Source organism: Aquimarina penaris (assembly GCF_040786285.1).
Lineage (GTDB): Bacteria > Bacteroidota > Bacteroidia > Flavobacteriales > Flavobacteriaceae > Aquimarina.
The window spans coordinates 2,253,695-2,275,568 of sequence record NZ_JBFMKQ010000001.1 but is presented as its reverse complement, the minus strand read 5'-3'; the positions used below and the strand labels follow the sequence as shown (position 1 = coordinate 2,275,568).

Genomic DNA, 21,874 nt, shown 5'->3' with positions numbered 1-21,874 from the left:
ATTTAGCCCGCCGATGATACATCGGCGGGAACTTAATTTTGATTGCTTATCTATTAATGTATAAATATCCAGCTCTATTCTTACGTTCTCCGGATTCGAGAACATATTCTAAGACATAATAATAGGTTCCTACAGGTAGTTGATCTTTTTCTTCTATCGTTGATCTTCCTGTTGAAATACCTCTAAAGAAGTTATTATCTCTACCATAACCGTTGGCTTCATAGACTTTTACACCCCATCGGTTATAAATCTCTAATCGATTCTCTAATCTTTCGATTCCGCTAATCACAAATACATCATTTACTCCATCTCCGTTAGGTGACATTCCAGAAAAGACTGTAATTCCGTCTTCACCCTCTGTAAGTACATTAGGTTCTAGATAATCGGGAATTCCATTACCATCGGTATCAAAGGCATCATCTGGGTTACCATCTCCATTAGGATCAGGATTCTCGTCTACAGTAAGGATGCCATCATTATCATCATCTACATCCTGGAAGTCATCGATACCATCTCCATCGGTATCTTGCGTAGAATAATTTACAATCCCTATATCGGTATCTCCTGTATTTTGTACGCCATCAGGTATACCATCTGTTCCTACATCACCTTCGATTGTTCCATCGGGAGAAATGGTAAGTCCCGTAAGATCCGCTCCTGATTCATATACATCCAGTACTCCGTCTCCATCGGCATCCAGATCTAATCGATCTACCACACCATCACCATCGGTATCCAGGTTTGGATCTCCATTTTGTTCTTCATCATCCAGAATACCATCATTATCATCATCTAAGTCATCGGGATCTGCTATCCCATCTCCATCACTATCAATAGCACTCACCGTTGGATCATCTGGATCACCATCGGCATCAGGATCAATATCATTAGGATTATTTGGATCATCTGAAGTTTCGGTTACTACTTCACCTCCCGCTGTAGTTCCTGTAACTTCGGCTGTATTTATAACCAGGCCTGCCAATAGATCATCTTGTGTTACCACATGTTCGGCAATTACGGTAGCCGTACCTCCTGGTGATAAACTTGCTATTGGTACTCCCGATATAATTGTTGCATTAGGATCATCAACCACAACATTGGTTAGTGTTACCGTACCGGTATTTTCGATTTCTATCGTATAGGTAATTACATCTCCTACTGCCGCAAATACTCTTGGGTTTGCCGATTTAGTAACGGCTAATCTTCCTTCGGTTACCAATCCTGTGTTGGTCTCGGTAGCATCGTCTGGATCTGGTGTTGTTGGGTCATCAGACATATCCATCACCATACTTCCATCGGGTGCATTACCCAGAACATCTGCACGGTTAATTACTATCCCTGCATCTAGATCTGCTTGTGTAATCGTATGCACCGCAGTAACCGCAACGCTATCGCCTGGTGCCAATGTTCCTATCACGGCCGGTAATATACTTCCGGCATCAGCATTTGCATCTGATACAGCAACATTAGTAAGCGTTACATTACCTGTATTAATCACCTCTAATTGATAGGTTATTGCTTCACCTACAGTATCATATGCTCCATCGGCAGGAGGGTCTGCAAACTTAGTTAAAGTAAGTTCTGGAGTTTGATCTATGGTGGTTATTGTAGCATCGTCTGGAGCTGGTGTATCCGGATCATCAGAATCATCGGTTACCGGAGTTGCATTAGGATCTTGAGCATCTACAGTAGCTGTATTTGTTACCGTACCCAAATCAAGATCAGGCTGAGTGATCGTATGAGTAGCCGTAACGATAATCATTTGACCAGGAGCTATACTCGCGATAGTTGCAGGATTTATAGTATCTGCATTTGGATCGGTAACCACTACATTGGTTAAGGTTACATTTCCATCATTAGTAACTTCAATAGTATATGTTATTACTTCTCCCACCGTGTCATACGAACCATCTGCAGGTGCATTATCAGCTTTAGTAAGACTAATTGCTGGATTTGGTGCTAAAGTAATTACAGTTGGATCATCTGGACTACCATCATTATTAGGATCAACATCGGTAACATCTACTGGATCATCAGAGAGATCTGTTACCGTTACATTGTTTGGATCTAATCCACTTACTGTTGCCTGATTAGAGAAATTCCCTGAATCAATTTCCGATTGAGTAAGCGTATGTGTCGCCGTATAGGTTGTATTATCTATAGCTCCAGCAACCAAATCAATGGTGGTAGTTGGTGTCACCGTAGCGTTTGGATCAGTAACACTGATTCCTGTTAAGTCTACATTACCTCTATTGGTTACTACAAATGTATAGTCGATATTTTCACCTACATCAGCAAAACCATTACCGTTGGTATCATCTAAAACTCCAGTTTTTGTAATATCTAATAAAGGCTGACTTAAGTCTGTGATTGTTGGATCATCGGGACTTCCGTCGTTATCTGGATCTATATCTGTGGGATCATCTGGATCATCGGAGTCATCCGTAATATCTGGTCCTCCCAGTGGGTTCGGTGCCGTAGCTACTGCTGTATTAGTGAAGCTTCCTGCAGTAATATCTGCCGGAGTGATCACATAACTCGCGGTATAAGTCGTAGCATCATTAGCACCAACAACTAAGTCGATCGTTGTGGCTGGTATCACTGTTACCAGTGCATCTGTAACACTAATACCCGTTAAATCTACATTACCGGTATTGGTCACATTAAATACATAATTGATCGTATCTCCGGCATCAATGATACCATTAGCATTCGTATCAACATACGTATCTGTTTTGGTAATATCCAGTAAGGGTTGTCTGAGATCTGTGGTCGTTACATCATCGGGACTACCATCATTATCGGGATCTACATCGGTAAGATCATCCGGATCATCAGAATCATCGGTGATCGGTGGGCCTAATGGATTTAATGGGTTTAACGCACTTACTACTGCCTGATTGCTAAACGTACCTGCTGTAACATCGGCTGCTGTGATCGTATATACTGCCGTATAGGTCGTATTATCCACGGCTCCGGCTACTAAATCAATGGTCGTCGCTGGGGTCACCGTAGCGTTTGCATCGGTCACACTGATTCCTGTAAGATCTACCGTTCCCGTATTGGTCACTACAAATGCATAGGTAATCGTATCCCCGGCATCGATAATACCGTTCCCATTCGTATCGACATAGGTGTCTTGCTTGGTAATATCCAGTAAAGGTTGTCTGAGATCCGTAACCGTTGGATCATCGGGACTACCGTCGTTATCTGGATCTATATCTGTCGGATCATCCGGATCATCGGAATCGTCCGTTACATTAGGTCCTCCTAATGGATTAACAGCATCGGCTACGGCAGTATTGCTAAACGTACCTGCCGTAATATCGGCTGGGATGATTATATAACTCGCTGTATAGGTCGCAGCATCATTAGCGCCGGCCACTAAATCTATCGTTGTGGCTGGAACAACGGTGACTAATGCATCGGTTACACTTATTCCGGTTAAATCTACATTACCCGTATTGGTCACATTAAACACATAGTTGATGGTATCTCCGGCATCGATAATACCGTTTCCATTCGTATCCACATAGGTATCTTGTTTGGTAATATCCAGTAAGGGTTGTCTGAGATCTGTGGTCGTTACATCATCGGGACTACCATCATTATCGGGATCTACATCGGTAAGATCATCCGGATCATCAGAATCGTCCGTGATCGGGGGACCTAATGGATTTAATGGGTTTAACGCACTTACTACTGCCTGATTGCTAAACGTACCTGCTGTAACATCGGCTGCCGTGATCGTATATACTGCCGTATAGGTCGTATTATCCACGGCTCCGGCTACTAAATCAATGGTCGTCGCTGGGGTCACCGTAGCGTTTGCATCGGTCACACTGATTCCTGTAAGATCTACCGTTCCCGTATTGGTCACTACAAAGGCATAGGTAATCGTATCCCCGGCATCGATGATACCGTTTCCATTAGTATCGACATAGGTATCTTGTTTGGTGATATCCAGTAAAGGTTGTCTCAGATCCGTTACCGTTGGATCATCAGGACTACCATCATTGTTGGGATCTATATCTGTGGAATTATCCGGATCATCAGAATCGTCCGTTACATTAGGTCCTCCTAATGGATTAACAGCATCGGCTACTGCCGTATTGCTAAACGTACCTGCCGTAATGTCGGCTGGAGTGATTATATAACTCGCTGTATAGGTGGTAGCATCATTGGCTCCGGCAACTAAATCAATCGTCGTTGCTGGAACCACCGTTACCAGCGCATCGGTTACACTTATTCCTGTTAAATCTACATTACCCGTATTGGTCACATCAAACACATAGTTGATGGTATCCCCGGCATCGATGATACCGTTTCCATTGGTATCGACATAGGTATCTTGTTTGGTGATATCCAGTAACGGCTGGCGTAGATCTGTGGTCGTTACATCATCAGGACTACCGTCATTATCGGGATCTACATCCGTAAGATCATCTGGATCATCAGAGTCATCGGTGATCGGTGGCCCTAATGGATCTAATGGGTTCAGGGCACTGACTAACGCCTGGTTGCTAAACGTACCTGCCGTAACATCGGCTGCTGTAATCGTATAGCTTGCCGTATAGGTCGTATTATCTATCGCTCCTGCCACTAAATCAATGGTCGTTGCTGGTGTCACGCTAACTAAAGCATCCGTTACACTGATCCCTGTAAGATCTACCGTTCCCGTATTGGTCACTACAAATGCATAGGTAATCGTATCCCCGGTATCGATAATACCGTTTCCATTCGTATCGACATAGGTATCTGTTTTGGTGATATCCAGTAAAGGTTGTCGTAGATCCGTTACCGTTGGATCATCGGGACTACCGTCGTTATCTGGATCTATATCTGTCGGATCATCCGGATCATCGGAATCATCTGTTACATTCGGGCCTCCTAATGGATTAACAGCATCGGCTACGGCAGTGTTACTAAACGTACCTGCCGTAATATCGGCTGGGGTGATTATATAACTCGCGGTATAGGTCGCAGCATCATTGGCACCGGCCACTAAGTCTATCGTTGTTGCTGGAACAACGGTGACTAGCGCATCGGTTACACTTATTCCAGTTAAATCTACATTACCCGTATTGGTCACATTAAATACATAATTGATCGTATCTCCGGCATCGATAATACCGTTTCCATTGGTATCCACATAGGTATCTTGTTTGGTAATATCCAGTAACGGCTGGCGTAGATCCGTGGTCGTTACATCATCCGGACTTCCATCATTATCGGGATCTACATCCGTAAGATCATCCGGATCATCAGAGTCATCCGTGATCGGGGGACCTAATGGATCTAATGGATTCAGGGCACTGACTAATGCCTGGTTGCTAAAGGTACCTGCTGTAACATCGGCTGCCGTAATTGTATATACTGCCGTATAGGTTGTATTATCCACGGCTCCGGCCACTAAATCAATAGTCGTTGCTGGGGTCACCGTAGCGTTTGGATCGGTCACACTGATTCCTGTTAAGTCTACCGTTCCCGTATTGGTCACTACAAATGCATAGCTAATCGTATCCCCGGCATCGATAATACCGTTTCCATTCGTATCGACATAGGTATCTGTTTTGGTAATATCCAGTAAAGGTTGTCGTAGATCCGTAACTGTTGGATCATCAGGACTACCATCATTGTTGGGATCTATATCCGTAGGATTATCAGGATCATCAGAATCATCGGTGATCGGTGGACCAGTTGGATTTAATGGATCTGCTGCGCTGGCTACTGCCGTGTTACTAAACGTACCGGCCGTAATATCAGCTGGGGTGATTATATAACTCGCTGTATAGGTCGCAGCATCATTCGCTCCGGCTACTAAGTCTATCGTTGTGGCTGGAACTACGGTGACTAGTGCATCGGTCACACTAATACCCGTTAAATCTACATTACCCGTATTGGTCACATTAAACACATAGTTGATGGTATCTCCGGCATCGATAATACCGTTTCCATTGGTATCCACATAGGTATCTTGTTTGGTAATATCGAGTAAAGGCTGGCGTAAATCCGTGGTCGTTACATCATCGGGACTACCATCATTATCGGGATCTACATCCGTTGGATCATCAGGATCATCAGAGTCATCGGTGATCGGTGGGCCTAATGGATCTAATGGATTGAGCGCACTCACTAACGCCTGATTGCTAAAGGTACCTGCCGTAACATCGGCTGCCGTAATCGTATAGGTTGCCGTATAGGTCGTATTATCCACTGCTCCTGCAATCAAATCTATCGTCGTTGCTGGGGTCACCGTAGCGTTTGGATCGGTCACACTGATTCCTGTAAGATCTACTGTTCCCGTATTGGTCACTACAAATGCATAGGTAATCGTATCCCCGGCATCGATAATACCGTTTCCATTGGTATCCACATAGGTGTCTGTTTTGGTGATATCCAGTAAAGGTTGTCTTAAATCTGTGACTGTTGGATCGTCTGGACTTCCGTCATTATCTGGATCAACATCTGTTGGATTATCAGGATCATCGGAGTTATCCGTTACATTAGGACCGCCTAATGGATTAATAGCATCGGCTACGGCAGTGTTACTAAACGTACCTGCCGTAATGTCTGCTGGGGTGATTATATAACTCGCTGTATAGGTCACAGCATCATTGGCGCCGGCCACTAAGTCGATCGTCGTCGCTGGAACAACCGTGACTAATGCATCGGTAACACTTATTCCGGTTAAATCTACATTACCCGTATTGGTCACATTAAATACATAGTTGATGGTATCCCCGGCATCGATAATACCGTTTCCATTGGTATCGACATAGGTATCTTGTTTGGTGATATCCAGTAAGGGCTGGCGTAGATCCGTGGTCGTCACATCATCCGGACTACCGTCATTATCGGGATCTACATCGGTAAGATCATCCGGATCATCAGAATCATCGGTGATCGGTGGCCCCAAAGGATCTAATGGATTTAACGCACTCACTAACGCCTGGTTACTAAACGTACCTGCTGTAACATCGGCTGCCGTAATTGTATATACTGCCGTATAAGTCGTATTATCCACGGCTCCTGCAATCAAATCTATCGTCGTGGCTGGGGTCACCGTAGCGTTTGCATCGGTAACACTGATTCCTGTAAGATCGACTGTTCCCGTATTGGTCACTACAAAGGCATAGGTAATCGTATCCCCGGCATCGATAATACCGTTTCCATTGGTATCGACATAGGTATCTTGTTTGGTAATATCCAGTAAAGGTTGTCTCAGATCCGTAACCGTTGGATCATCAGGACTACCGTCATTGTTGGGATCTATATCCGTGGGATTATCCGGATCATCGGAATCATCTGTTACATTAGGACCTCCTAATGGATTAACAGCATCGGCTACGGCAGTGTTACTAAATGTACCTGCCGTAATATCAGCTGGAGTGATTACATAACTTGCTGTATAGGTCGCATTATCATTAGCACCTGCCACTAAATCTATCGTTGTTGCTGGAACAACGGTAACTAACGCATCCGTCACACTTATTCCGGTTAAATCTACATTACCCGTATTGGTCACATCAAATACATAATTAATTGTATCCCCGGCATCAATGATACCGTTACCATTCGTATCTACATAGGTATCGATCTTAGTGATATCCAGTAAACCTTGTCTCAGGTCGGTGACTGTTGGATCATCAGGACTACCGTCATTATCCGGATCTACATCCGTGACATCATCAGGATCATCAGAGTCATCGCTTACTGGTGGTCCTAATGGATCTAATGGATTCAGGGCACTGGCCACTGCCGTATTGGAAAAGGTGCCTGCAGTAATGTCTGCAGCGGTGATTGTATAACTTGCCGTATAGGTTGCGTTATCACTCGCGCCTACTATTAAGTCAATCGTAGTGGCTGGTGTAACGGTTACCTGTGCATCCGTTACACTAATTCCTGTCAAATCAATATTACCCGTATTGGTCACTGTAAATACATAGTTAATCGTATCTCCAGCATCGATGATACCATTTCCATTCGTATCGATATAGGTATCCGTTTTAGTAATATCCAATAGCGGCTGGCTAAGATCGGTCACTGTAGCATCATCTGGACTACCGTCATTATCTGGATCTACATCGGTCGTATTATCTGGATCATCGGAATCATCGGTGATCGATGGGCCAGTTGGATTTAGTGGATCTGCTGCACTGGCTACTGCCGTATTACTAAACGTACCGGCCGTAATATCGGCTGGGGTGATTATATAACTCGCGGTATAAGTGGTAGCATCATTAGCACCGGCCACTAAATCAATGGTCGTTGCTGGAACAACCGTGACTAATGCATCGGTAACACTTATTCCGGTTAAATCTACATTACCCGTATTGGTCACATCAAACACATAGTTGATCGTATCTCCGGCATCGATAATACCGTTTCCATTGGTATCCACATAGGTATCCTGTTTGGTGATATCCAGTAACGGCTGACGTAGATCCGTGGTCGTTACATCATCAGGACTTCCGTCATTATCAGGATCGACATCCGTAAGATCATCCGGGTCATCCGAGTCATCGGTCACAGGAGGACCAGTTGGATTTAAGGGATCTGGTGCACTTACTATTGCCTGGTTACTAAAGGTATCTGCCGTTACATCGGCTGCCGTGATTACATAACTCGCTGTAAAGTTGGTATTATCGCTTGTCCCTGCAGTTAGATTTATAGTTGGAGTAACTCCCACTACTGTTGCTAAAGCATCGGTAACACTTATGCCTACTAAATCTACATTACCACGATTCGTTACAACAAACACATAGTTAATCGTATCCCCGGCATCGATAATACCGTTCCCATTCGTATCCACATACGTATCTTGTTTGGTGATATCCAGTAGAGATTGTCTTAAATCTGTGACTGTCGGATCATCAGGACTACCATCGTTATCTGGATCAACATCTGTGGGATTATCAGGATCATCGGAATCATCCGTTACATTAGCACCTCCTAATGGATTAACAGCACTGGCTAATGCCGTATTGCTAAACGTACCTGCTGCAATATCAACAGGGGTAAGCACATAACTCGCTGTATAGGTAGTAGCATCATTAGCGCCCACAACTAAATCAATGGTTGTCGCTGGAACAACAGTTACCAGTGCATCTGTCACACTAATCCCGGTTAAATCTACATTACCGGTATTGGTCACATTAAACACATAGTTGATCGTATCCCCGGCATCGATAAGTCCATTACCATTGGTATCCACATAGGTATCTTGTTTGGTAATATCAAGTAAGGGCTGTCGTAAATCTGTTATCGTTGGGTCATCTGGATTACCATCACCGTCATCATCGGTTGCATTCGCCGGGTCGTCTGGATCATCAGACAAACTTGTTACGGTATTACCATTAGGATCTATGGCCGCCACTGTAGCTGTATTGGCAAAGCCTCCTGCAATAATATCGGCTGCTACAATCGTATATGTTGCTGTAAAATTTGCAGGTGAAGCAGTAGCCGGTGGTAATACTGGTATGGCTGCGCCTGTAACGGTAACCCCTATTGCATTATCTATAATATCAACATTGGCTAATGGTGTATTTCCATTATTCACCACGACAAATATATAATCAATCCTATCTCCTACATCAATAATACCATTTGCATTGACATCGACATAAATATCCTGTTTGGTAATTTCAAGATCAATCGTAATATTTTCTCTCCAGTTTGGTTCACCTCCAACACTATCGGTATCAGGGAATGGGTTTGCTGCTGTTTGTCCTCCATTAGTAGGATCCAGATTTACATCATCTACATCAAAGGCGTCGTCAAGACCGTCACCATCTGCATCGGCATTATCCGGAACAGTATCTGCTACTCCATCATCATCGGTATCATACGCCTCAATGGTGTCACTTTCACCATCTTCATCAGAATCCTGATCAATATAATCAGCCCCATCGGCTAATCCATCGGTGTTTTCTGGTGTAATAGGGGTACCATTCAATCCACATGTTGCTATTGAACAATCGGGATCATAACTATCATCTACACCATCATTATCGGTATCATTTCCACTCGGAGCTACATATCCTGTTGTAGATTGCCCTTCTATGTTATCAACAATTCCATCATTATCGGCATCGATATCCAGGTAATTTGGTGATACATCGGTATCCGAATTTGGTATTGGCAATGGCGTTCCTGTAGTCACGGTTCCTCCTACATTATCTAAATTATCATCTAAACCATCATTATCGGCATCTATCATAGAGGTAGCATCTCCCGGAGTGGGATAGTCTACTTCACCGTCACCATCGGCATCGGTTCCTCCTGCTTCAATAATATCAACAATTCCGTCATTATCACTGTCTTTATCAAGGTGATTTGGTACTCCGTCACCATCAAAATCATAGACATCCGGGATTCCATCGGCATTCGAATCCGTATAATTAGTAGTTGAACTATCTCCGGCTCCGTCGTCTGTGGTATCTAAATAATTCAAGATACCATCACCATCCTCATCTAGGAATGGATCATTTCCTGCTAATTCCACAAGATCAGGAATACCATCATTATCATCATCCAGATCTACCGTATCCGGTGTACCATCTCCATCATAATCATCGGCATCCAGATAATCTGGTGTACCATCATTATCACTATCCTGCGCATCGTTAGTTAATGGGTCACCATCGGGATCTGGGTTTTCATCTGTTGTTAAAATCCCATCATTATCATCATCGGTATCTCTATAATCTACATCCACCAGAGGTGCTGTCGTAGCATCGCCATCGGTATCTGGTAATTCTCCTGCCGGATTTGTGGTTACCTGGTTTCCGTTTGGATCCCCATAACCAAACGTGCCATCAAAAGCATCATCTAAACCATCAAATTCTGCATCTACGCCACTAGGTACTATGTCTGGTACCCCATCAGCATCGGTATCGAAACCTTCTACAGCATCTAACACTCCATCCTGATCACTATCGGTATCTAAGTAATCCGGCACAGTATCTGCTGGACCATCTGTGTTTTCTGGTGCAATTCCTAATCCACCATAGGCCGTATCAAACCCATTGGTGTCCGAAACTCCATTAGGTGTGATATATCCAGCAGTAGATTGCGCTTCTACATTATCCGGGATTCCATCCTGATCACTATCTAAATCTACAAAATCAAAATTAGAATCCAGAAGATCGGTATTTGATGTGATATAATTTGCTGTATTACTATCTGGAGCTGTTTCGGCATCATCAAATAACCCATTGGATCCAACCGTTGCATTAGAAGCTCCATCTATAATACCATCATTATCTGCATCGGTAAGCGTAGTACCATTGATCAATCCGGCTTCTTGAACATCGGCAATACCGTCGTTATCAGAATCTAAATCTAAGTGATTCGGTACTCCATCACCATCTGCATCGGGTCCATCAGGAATTTCGAGTATTGGTGTTGTTAATTTTAATACGGCACATTCGCCCAGCTCAAAGAAGAAATTCTTATTACCGGCGGTCTGTGTTCCGAATCTAATATCTAATGTAGCGCCCGTAGTATATCCTAAATATAATATCCCTTGTGGGTCTTCAGAACCATCCACAAAATTAGCACCGTTCGAGGTAAGTCGTTCGATTCCTCCTCCTATATTAAATGTATTTACATTGGTTGGACTATTGGTTGCAAAGGCATTAGAGCTTGCTATCTCAATGATCTCATCACCGGGCCCACCATCAATATCCAAAACTATCCCTCCATATCGAGGAACAGTAAATACCGTATTAGTACCAGAGATCACAAAACTTAATTGAAACTGAATAGACTCTGTTGTACCAGCCGTAGGCAATGTATTACTTATTACCGGCTGCCAATTCGTTGGTCTTGTCGTATCATCATCCACATTGACAAGTACCGCGTTTGCGGTCTTATCATTAATAGCAAACAGAAGGTCGACTGTTACCGGGAATGTGGGAGGAAGTACATTCGTTGAACGATATATAGCTCCTATCTCTCCCGCTACCCCTGATTCTAATACCAACCCCTGTACGTTTGGTGTTAACTGGAAACAAGGTGCAGCCGGATCTATTGTTAACGCATCGGTAAGATCTGGAATACCATCATTATCATCGTCAATATCTACTGTATCAGGAATTGAATCTCCATCCGTGTCTATATCTACTAACAATCGAGCTTGTCCCGAAGTTACTTCTCCGCATAAGAAGGTACCATCGGTAACGACCACTCTATATAAATTCTCATTAAGTGTAGCAGTTACTCCTGTAATAGTTAACTGATTTGTACCTACTCCAGAATATGGAGCTGTATTGGTAAGTGCTGTCCAAGTGATCCCATCATCGGTACTCTCTTCCCATCGATAGACCTCGACCAATGGTAACGGCAGTGACAGCGTTACATCAAAAGTGGCATTACCACCCTCAATTGCTAATACATCTACAGGACTGGTTGCGATTACCGGTACGGTTCCTGCTTCTCTATAATCGGGTACTAACGAAGTATCTTCATCATTCAGAGGTATTGTATACCCATCGGTCCCCGAAGTAACTACACCATTGGCATCTACAGTTAATTGTACCTGTGGTGCGATAGGACTTGGTACTCCATCTCCCAGGAACCCATTACCATCATCGTCGGTAAATCCTGCTTCAATAACATCATTACATGTATCATTATCACTATCTAATTCGAAAGCGTCTAATGCACCATCTGTATCGGCATCGAATAGTGCAAAATTAGGCACTCCACTTTCTGCAGGATTTTCAATGGCATCAAAATATCCATTAGCACCAGAAGCCGTTGCTGAATTCTGGATTCTTCCATCGGTATCAAATGGTTGTCCGTGACCAGCTTCCGTTGTATCGTATATCCCATCATTATCTGAATCTAAGTCTAATCGATCTACAATACCATCTCCATCGGTGTCTCTATCAAAACATACTGCAAACGAATTTCCTTTAAATAATAACCAGGAATCAAAAAAGCGATCCCCATTATCAGCAATACCAATTTTAATGGTATTGTTTCCCGGATTTAAGAGTGCCGCAAATCGTAATGTGGTTGTAAATCCATCGGCTTCGATATTGACCGCATTAGGATTACTTTCATTATCGATATAAAATGCCGCTTCAGTCGCATTATTAATAGCGTCTATACTTAAGGTAGCGCCCCCAGGGGTTAAGGCAACATTATCGCCATTTACAAATACTTTGGCCGCATCATTTACCCCTTGATTTACAAAATCGTTATATTCTTCTGAAGCAAATACAAATTCTCCTGTAATTACAGTGGTCGCAGATACGCTGATCACAAATTCTAAGCTGGCCACATCATCTTCTGATATTGCGCCATCTGCAAAATCTGGATCTGTTCCTCTTCCTGCGCCCCCAGCACCATTGACCCCATCTCCTAATGCCGGACCCGCCGTAGCAAAGGGAGGCATTCCCACTTCATCTTCAAAAAATTGATTACTAAGCGTATCATCTAAATCTGTTACATTTCCTGTAGAAAATATAATACCGGTACTAAAATCAACAAAAGCACCTGTTGCTCCACCATTGTCGGTAATTTGATCTCCATCATCAAAAATCCCTATTTGCGGAACCAAGCCACTTCCTTGATTAATAACAGCTGATACCAGAGTTGCATCAGAGTTTTCTCTAAATAAGAAGTTGGCCAAGTTCGTTGCATTGGTTTCTGGGGTAATCTCGAAAATGGTATCGGCATCATCTGCTAATAATGTACCAAAACTACCACCACCAATTTCACATTCTTCGGTATCTAATAATCCATCATTATCATCATCAAGATCAAAGGTATCATTTACCATATCGCCATCGCTATCTGCATCTACTATCAGTGCAGCGCTGTTCGAAGTACGCGCCAAACAAACGTAATTTATAGTTGTGACACTTATTCTATATAAGTTAAGATTTAAAGATGGGTCTACCGGATTAATAATCAACGTTTGGGTGGTAACGCCCGAGTAAATTCCTCCATCAACCAGTGGGGTCCAGGTGGCACCACCATCGGTACTTTCTTCCCATTGCAAGGCTAAAGGTGCCGGGCCCGCTACTGTTACTGAAAAATTAGCTGCAGCTCCTGTTAAAGCACTAAAGTTGAAGGGTTGATTTAATATAAATGGTATTTCTTCCTGGAAATCTGCTGTACCATTACTATCTGCATCGGCTATGGTAATCGTATAGTCTGCACCATTATTGGTTACTACACCTGTTATAGGATCTGTAGTTACGGTACCATCGGCACCAATAACCCCTGTATCTCCTCCATCCTGAGCAGGATTAGCATAGGCTTCATTAGCATCTGTACATTGATCATTATCACTATCTAACTCTTGCGCATCCAACGTACCATCACTATCAGAATCTGCTCCTGAAACCAGTATGGTAGCGGTTAAAGAATCATCACTCTCTATCCCATTATACAATCCATTAGCACCAAAATTGGCTGGGGCACCATCGATACGCCCATCGTTATCAGCGTCTACAGCTAAAGGTGCACCACCAATACCTAACTGGCCACTTTCATCTACATCATAAACACCATCATTATCACTATCCAGATCCAGGTAATTAGGAACTGCATCCCCATCTGCGCTAAACGCCTGCGGACACGAAGGAAAATCAAGCGAAAACGTACTAAAGGATATCGTACCTGCATTTACCACAGGTGCTCTGTATACATAAATTCTGAATACTGTGGTTTCACTTTGTTCTATAAAATTATATGTAAAAGGATTAAAAAATTCCTGGGTTGTTCCTCCCGTAGTAGGTAAGGTTTGGTCTGCTAGAAATAATGTCGGGCTTGTAAACGCCAAATTATCATCTACTTCTATGGTAAGGGCATAACCTCCATTAGAGTTATCTCCAGGAGTTGTAAAACTTACAGACCTTGCCCAAAGCGCCTGATCCACATTTTTGGTATCAAATTCTAATTGAATATAATCTCCATCTGTTTTGGCTTCGCCAAAGGTATTTTGATCCACCCCATCGATACTCACATAATCTACACCGATTTGAATAGCACTTTCTGTAAGCCCTGCTCCAAGACTACTAGGTCGGGTAACCGGATCGATAAACGAATCGGGATCTATAGTAATGGTTTCTCCGGCTAATGCTCCTGCAAAATCCCAAACTGCCGCATTAGGTCTTGAGGTTTCGCAACCTTGTTCTATTAAATCTGGTAGTCCATCATTATCATCATCTATATCTGCAATATCGGGTGATCCATCACCATCGGTATCTGGTCCGACGAACAAAATCCCAAGATTAGAAATCGATGATGTACAAAGGAAAGAACTATCCCCTATCACTACTCTATAAAAATTATTATTCTGTACCAGTGTTACCGCACTAATTGTAAGATTACCCGTAGTAGTACCCGCATATTGACCACCATCGGCCAAATCGGTAAAAGTGATCCCTCCATCTGTACTTTCCTGCCACTGGAAGGAGACCAGTGCCGCAGAACCAGTCGCTATAAAATTAGCTGTACCACCAACTGCTGCAATCGCATTATTAGGTTGCGTTACAATAGAGGAGGCACCCCCAACTTGTTGATAATCATCGGTACCATTTGTATCTGCATCTGCAGGAGCTGTATATCCATCGGTACCCGAGGTCACTACTCCATTGGCATCAACAGTTAGGCCGGCACCAAAAGTACCTGTGCCTAATAACCCATTATCATCGCCATCGGTAAAGCCTGCTTCGAGTACATCGTTACACGCATCACCATCACTATCTAAGGTTAAGTAATCCAAAGAACCATCGGTTAAGGTATCTGTTGGGTTGGTACCAGCACCTGCCGAGGTAGGTATCCCCGGACCACCGGCACTACCCGTATTATCCACATTGTTATCATCATCATCTGCTCGACCTTCTTGACCGGTTGCGGTACTTGGTGTTCCTCCTGATTCTACTACATCATAAATACCATCGTTGTCGCTATCCAGGTCATAAATATTAGGTACCCCATCATTATCGTTATCACAATCTTCTTGCACCTGAATATCAAATTGAGAAGAATCAAAAGAACCTCCGGTTAGATTAATTATCTGAACAACTTGCAATGCGCCAATGGGAACATTAGATTCAAATTGAAATGTTGCAAAAGGTCCTGATGATGGATTAGTTCCAGTGATTGTTATCGTATCATCTGTAGTGAACGTAGTTGAAACAACCACATTTGCAGCTGTTACTCCAGATTGTATCCAAGAAAAACCTGCTACCGGATTGATTGCAATGAATCGCATTGATTCTGAATTCGCCATATTAGTAACTCCAGAATCTGAAGATATTCTTACTACTGAAGGACGACCCACAGTATACGTCATTGTTGATGTATCTCCGGCTTGTGGGGTATTATTCTGGATTCTAATCAATCCTGCCGTCGCGCTAATATCGGTATCTGCGGGACCGCCAGTAGTGGCAATTGCGCTTGCAGTTATTTCTAGTACGCTTTCTGTTCCTGTGCTAGCACTAAAAGTACCTCCAGTATTATTTAAGCTTGTAAAATCTACGGTTACTAAATTAGCTGGACACTCTACACTATCCAAAATCCCATCATTATCATTATCGAGATCAGTAATATCTGATACTCCGTCATTATCGGTATCGATATCCATTGTAGCCAGCGTAAACCTTGTTCCTGTTGCAAAGTCTATAGCAGCAGTGGTTTCCCAAAGGCTACCCGATGCATTGTTTAACGCAATTGGGGTTTCATCGCTTAAATCATTATTTCCGTTCGTATCATATACGATATAATAGGTGGTTCCTGTTACTAATGGCGGTACATCAAATTGGGCATCATCTACATCAAATTCTAAAGCTACTACCCCTACACCATTCGTATCTTGTACCTGCCATTCGCGACTTAATACTCTAAATAGGTTTGGTGCTCCTGTAGGCGTCCAATTTGCACCTGCTCCATTATTACCTATGGTAAAAAACTGTTTGTCTGCGCCAAAAGTTGCAGGAGTAGTTAAATCATTGTTAGCTACCGTTACAATCGCATCTGTATTAACAGATTTTGATTTAAGCTGGCTTAATGCCTGACAATCATCACGACCGATCCCAAAAATATTGTTGTTATATGCTGCATTGATCCCTGAGTCCCAAATGATATTGTTATTCCCATCGACATAATTGGTTGCTATGGTTTGATCTAAAGTAATTCCATACTTTATAGCTAAGTAAGATTCTATTTTATTTCTATCTGCAGTAACATCTGCCTCGTAGGCGATCACCTCTAGAATACGACCATCTATACGACTTTGCGTCAGTTGATCTCGTCCTCCTATGGTGGTTCTATTTCCTGTAGGTCCAAGAAGCGGGGTCGTAATATTACCACTATTGCCCGCCGTTCCATTCTGATATACTTGAACCGCAGCACCATTTTTAACAGCACCCTGTATTAATGGAATTGTCGTTGACGATCCTGCGCCATTAATTGCTGTAAACCCAGTATTATGGCTATGTACATAGGTTCCAGCAGCGTTTAATAGTGGCGTTACGGCGTCTGGTGAACTTTCTTGATTTAGCACCGTACCACTACCCAAATCTGCTATCACTACCGCAAATAAAGAATGATCTCCTGTAGCAGTAAGGTCTGTTGTATTAGGCAACACATTGGCAGCCCGCTCCATAATATCGTCTACTCCATCAAACAATATTGCCGGATTAAAATTCACCAGGTTTGCTGCATCATTCTGATAGGTAGGTTGTACGGCTCCAGCTGCGGTAACATCAAAACCATTACCAGATTGATCTACCCAAGTAGCCACTGCGGTTCCATTTGTTGTGACCCCTCCGTTATCATCTGCTTTTAACCAAAGATTAAGATTCGTATCCACACATCCCGGAGCTGGTTTTTCTCTATAATCTACTTGTACTGTACCCGGATTAAACGTATTTTGTAATCCTATGGATCCTGTATTTTGATCATCGTCTACATCATAAGGGCCATCTACCGGATCCGCAGGGCTGGCATCATATTGATCTAACAATCCGTCGAGATCGGTATCAATAGCATTTGTTGCTACTGTAAAGCCTGCTTCAACGGTATCATTGATACCATCATTGTCGGTATCGGTGTCTAAATAATCAGGCGTGCCATCACCATCAGTATCTTCGGGGGTAATTCCTGTACCAAAACCATTAGGAATCCCTTCGACTCCTACTGCCGTTTGCACACTAACACCTACCACCCCACCATTAGGTAGTTGTATATACGTTCCTCCTGCACCACCACCGGTAGCTTGTGCTTCTACCACATCTGGGATCCCATCGTTATCACTATCAATATCTTGAGAATTTGGAAAACCATCTCCGTCGGTATCGCAAGCAGAAAGGAATGTAATTTCATCTAACGTAAAATCATTACCTGCACCTGCAACGTTATTAATTAAAGAAAGGTCTGCCGTAGCACTGGTGGCTACCCAGGTAAAAGAATAGGTAGTCCAACTTGCTGCACCAGAACCTGCTGGCGTTACTCCGGCCCCTACAGATACACCATTGATAAAAGGCTCTATCTGGGCATTATTAACTGTATTTTGATTTGCCATAGCAAATTCGAAAATGTATACATCCCCTACAGTTACATTAATTGGAGTTGGTGTTCCCCATACTTCTTCTCCGCCTACATAGACTCCCGCTCCGGTATTATGCAATAAATAATTGGCTCCCGCTACTCCTGCACCATCTACTCCAAATACATTACTTTGTTGTCCATTTTGTGATACACCCGGTTGATAAATCGGTGCAGAATCATATACGAAGGGTAAGGTTTCAAAATCTTCGGTAAATAATACTGGTGAGCAACTTAATTCTACACTATCTAAAATACCATCGTTATCATCGTCAAGGTCTGCTGCATTATTAAAACCGTCATTATCTGAATCTCCTGCCACTAACAATGCCGGACCAGAAGGGTCTGTGATTTCACCATCTTGTACTGTATCATCACCTGTTAAGCCATCCACCAATACATAGGTGGTTGTTGGTACAGCAATACCTCCTACAAGTTCTGATCCTTCAACAATCGAAAGATCACGATATACATCGGTGGCACCTCCTGCGGCCAATGGGCCATATTTTCTATAAAACTCTACATCAAAGAGCCCATGCCAGTAGAACTTTACTACAGCAGATTCTCCAGGAGCACCACATTGCAAGGTAAAATCGATTAACCCTACCGGGAAATCAAAGTCATCATCTAATGTGGCCAAATCTGCTTCCAAAAATGCCTGCATATTGATAATCTGGTTACAATTCCCTGTAACTTCTAGTGTGACGTAAGCTCCACTACCCGTATCATCTGGTATGGATGCCACATTGGGTTGTGCTGAATCTAATGTACCATCATCATTAGCATCACCACCATTGGGTGCTGCATCTTCTATGGCATCAGGGACACCATCACCATCGGTAACCGTAACATCTATAGTACCTACTACCGGGCATAAATATGAAGTTCCTGTAACTGTAATTGTATACGTTCCCACGCCCGCAACCGAAGGATCAAACGTACCATTTGTTGTATCTGTAATCCCGGTTCCCGAAAAAGTTACGCCAGAAACATTAGGATCTGTAGCCGGAGGAGATATTTGTAAGTTTTGAGGAGCATCTATTACAGTAAATGTATTAGTTTGGGTAGCACTAAAACTTAATGGCCCTCCTAAGGTAGCTGTGTTGGTTCCATGATTATTGTTAGGAGTTAGGGTAATATCGGTAGCTGCTCCAGAAAAGTTGTTTATCATTAATATATAGACCTCTCCTGCCAATACGCCTGGTACGTCAATCTGCTCAGAAGGATCTACACTATAATCACAATCTATAGGCACACCTGGCGGGAAATTACCTCCAGCACAATTGGCAACTATATCAGGAGAAGCAAAAGGGCCCCATAATGCAAAATCGACATCAACCGCCGGACTTGTATCGACAAATAGGTACAAATCGCCTGACTCTACCACCTGCAGCGTATAGAATGCAGGGTTAGGTGTTGCAAATAAGGTTGGAGATACCGGAAACCCAGGAGGTGCTCCAGCCGTTCCACAAGTAGGGACAGGCCCTAAATCAGAGGCAGCGGTCTCTGCGGGAAATGCTGCATTAGGTGTGCATAGCACTTCTGCCATAACACATGTATTATTTAGTAATGCCAGCCCAGAAGGATCTACAATTTGTCCATCGGTAACTGTATCATCTCCAAACGCACCATCGGTAATATTATATGAAATCGTTGGTACATTAACTCCGTTTATGTTAGCAGTTCCAGGGATTACTGTAAAATCCTGGTATTGATTGGTAGCTCCTCCCGGAACAGTTGGGCCATATTTTCTATACACATAATCGGCGGTACTACTTAATCCGTGCCAGGTATAGGTAACCGTTGCAGAATCACCCGGGGTTACACAATTTAATGTAAAATCAAATAACCCTAAGGGATAACTATAGTCTGCATCATCAGAAACAATGCTACTTTCATCTATATTTTCTATCGTAAGAATCTGCTGGCATAAACCAGAGGTTTCTACCGTTACATAACTTCCATTCAATGACCTCAAAGTAACCACTGTTGGTTGTAAATAATCGGGGGTTCCATCATCATTAGCATCTCCGCCATTGGGTCCAGCTTGTTCTTCAAAATCAAGTACTCCATCAGTATCCGTATCCACACAGGTTCCTGGATCTGTAACTGTAATGCTTAATGCACAACTAATCGGATCATTAATATCTGCCAATGTAACTGTTACATCTCCTGCCCCTACACTCCCATTTTGCAATGTAAATGTAGTAGCAACTCCATATGTTCCTGAGGTGGGTGTGATAGTACCTGATGTGACAGAAACAGTATAGGTTGCCCCAATATTGTTTCCTCTGGGATTGAGATCAAAAGTTATAAAATCGTCTGTCGTTATTACCGTACCATTGTCATTACAGGTAAGAGCTTCAAGATCAGTATTTGCTATTGTACATGCAGATGGATCTATAGCCGTAAACGCATCAAGGTTATATGCTATAAATGGTGGATCTGCTTGATTAGGTAAAATCAAACGTAATTCTGTAGCAGTAGCCATTTGTGCCTGGGAAATACCTAAATCTGAAAGATCCACAGAAAATCCCTGAACGAATTGATTAGCTCCAACAGCACCTCCTCCAGAGCTTGCTCCAGTTTCAGTTATGAACCTATCATTTTTTACCCTGGCCACATTGGCGTGTGAGTTTTCTTGACTAGCAACTGTACCTAATAAGGTTGCCCCATTATATATTTCAAATACTATATTAGAAGCCGAAGGCGCTGCCATATTAAAGTATACCAAATCAGGTATACCATCACCTACAGTAGAAGCATCAATATTGGTTAAATTAAAGATAAAAGTACCTCCAACGTTATTGGCAAAAGTAGAAAACCCTAAGCCGTTAATTCCGTCTGTCAAATAAGCTCGTACATCTCGATTAGCACCTGTACCCGGAGTAGGATATATTTGCGCCCCAGTTGTAAAACTATTGGTTACTCCATCATCAAAATCACCTTGTCCGGCCCTTGCAGCTTCTGCAACCGAAGGAACTAGAGCCCCGTAATTACCTGCTGTAAATGTTACTGTATTTGTGGTAAGTACTGCATCATTAACTCCCGTAGAATAGGTCGTGGCTCCTACCGTAAATGCTAGTAGGTTATTGAGTCTATCCATACGTGGCGATGCATTTACAGTAGCCGTGGTAGACTCTGTAAATCCTTGAAAATCGGTAGTCACCCCAACAATAGAACTTTGAGCATTGATGTTTTGAATCATCAAAAGACTAATGATTACTATACTACTTCTAAGTGTTACCAATGAACATTTAGAGTTTTGAAGTAATTTTTGAGTAAAAACTTTCATAAGCTA

The 21,874-nt window shown here is 42.8% G+C and carries 1 protein-coding gene; it reads right to left on the bottom strand.

Features of this window, described 5'->3' with window-relative positions; all coding sequences use genetic code 11:
- Positions 1–46 precede the first annotated feature (46 nt).
- Positions 47–21,868 (bottom strand): CLIPPER-2 domain-containing protein, encoded by a 21,822-nt coding sequence (locus tag ABW637_RS09320; RefSeq protein WP_367584390.1) that lies wholly within the window; start codon positions 21,866–21,868, stop codon positions 47–49.
- Positions 21,869–21,874 lie beyond the last annotated feature (6 nt).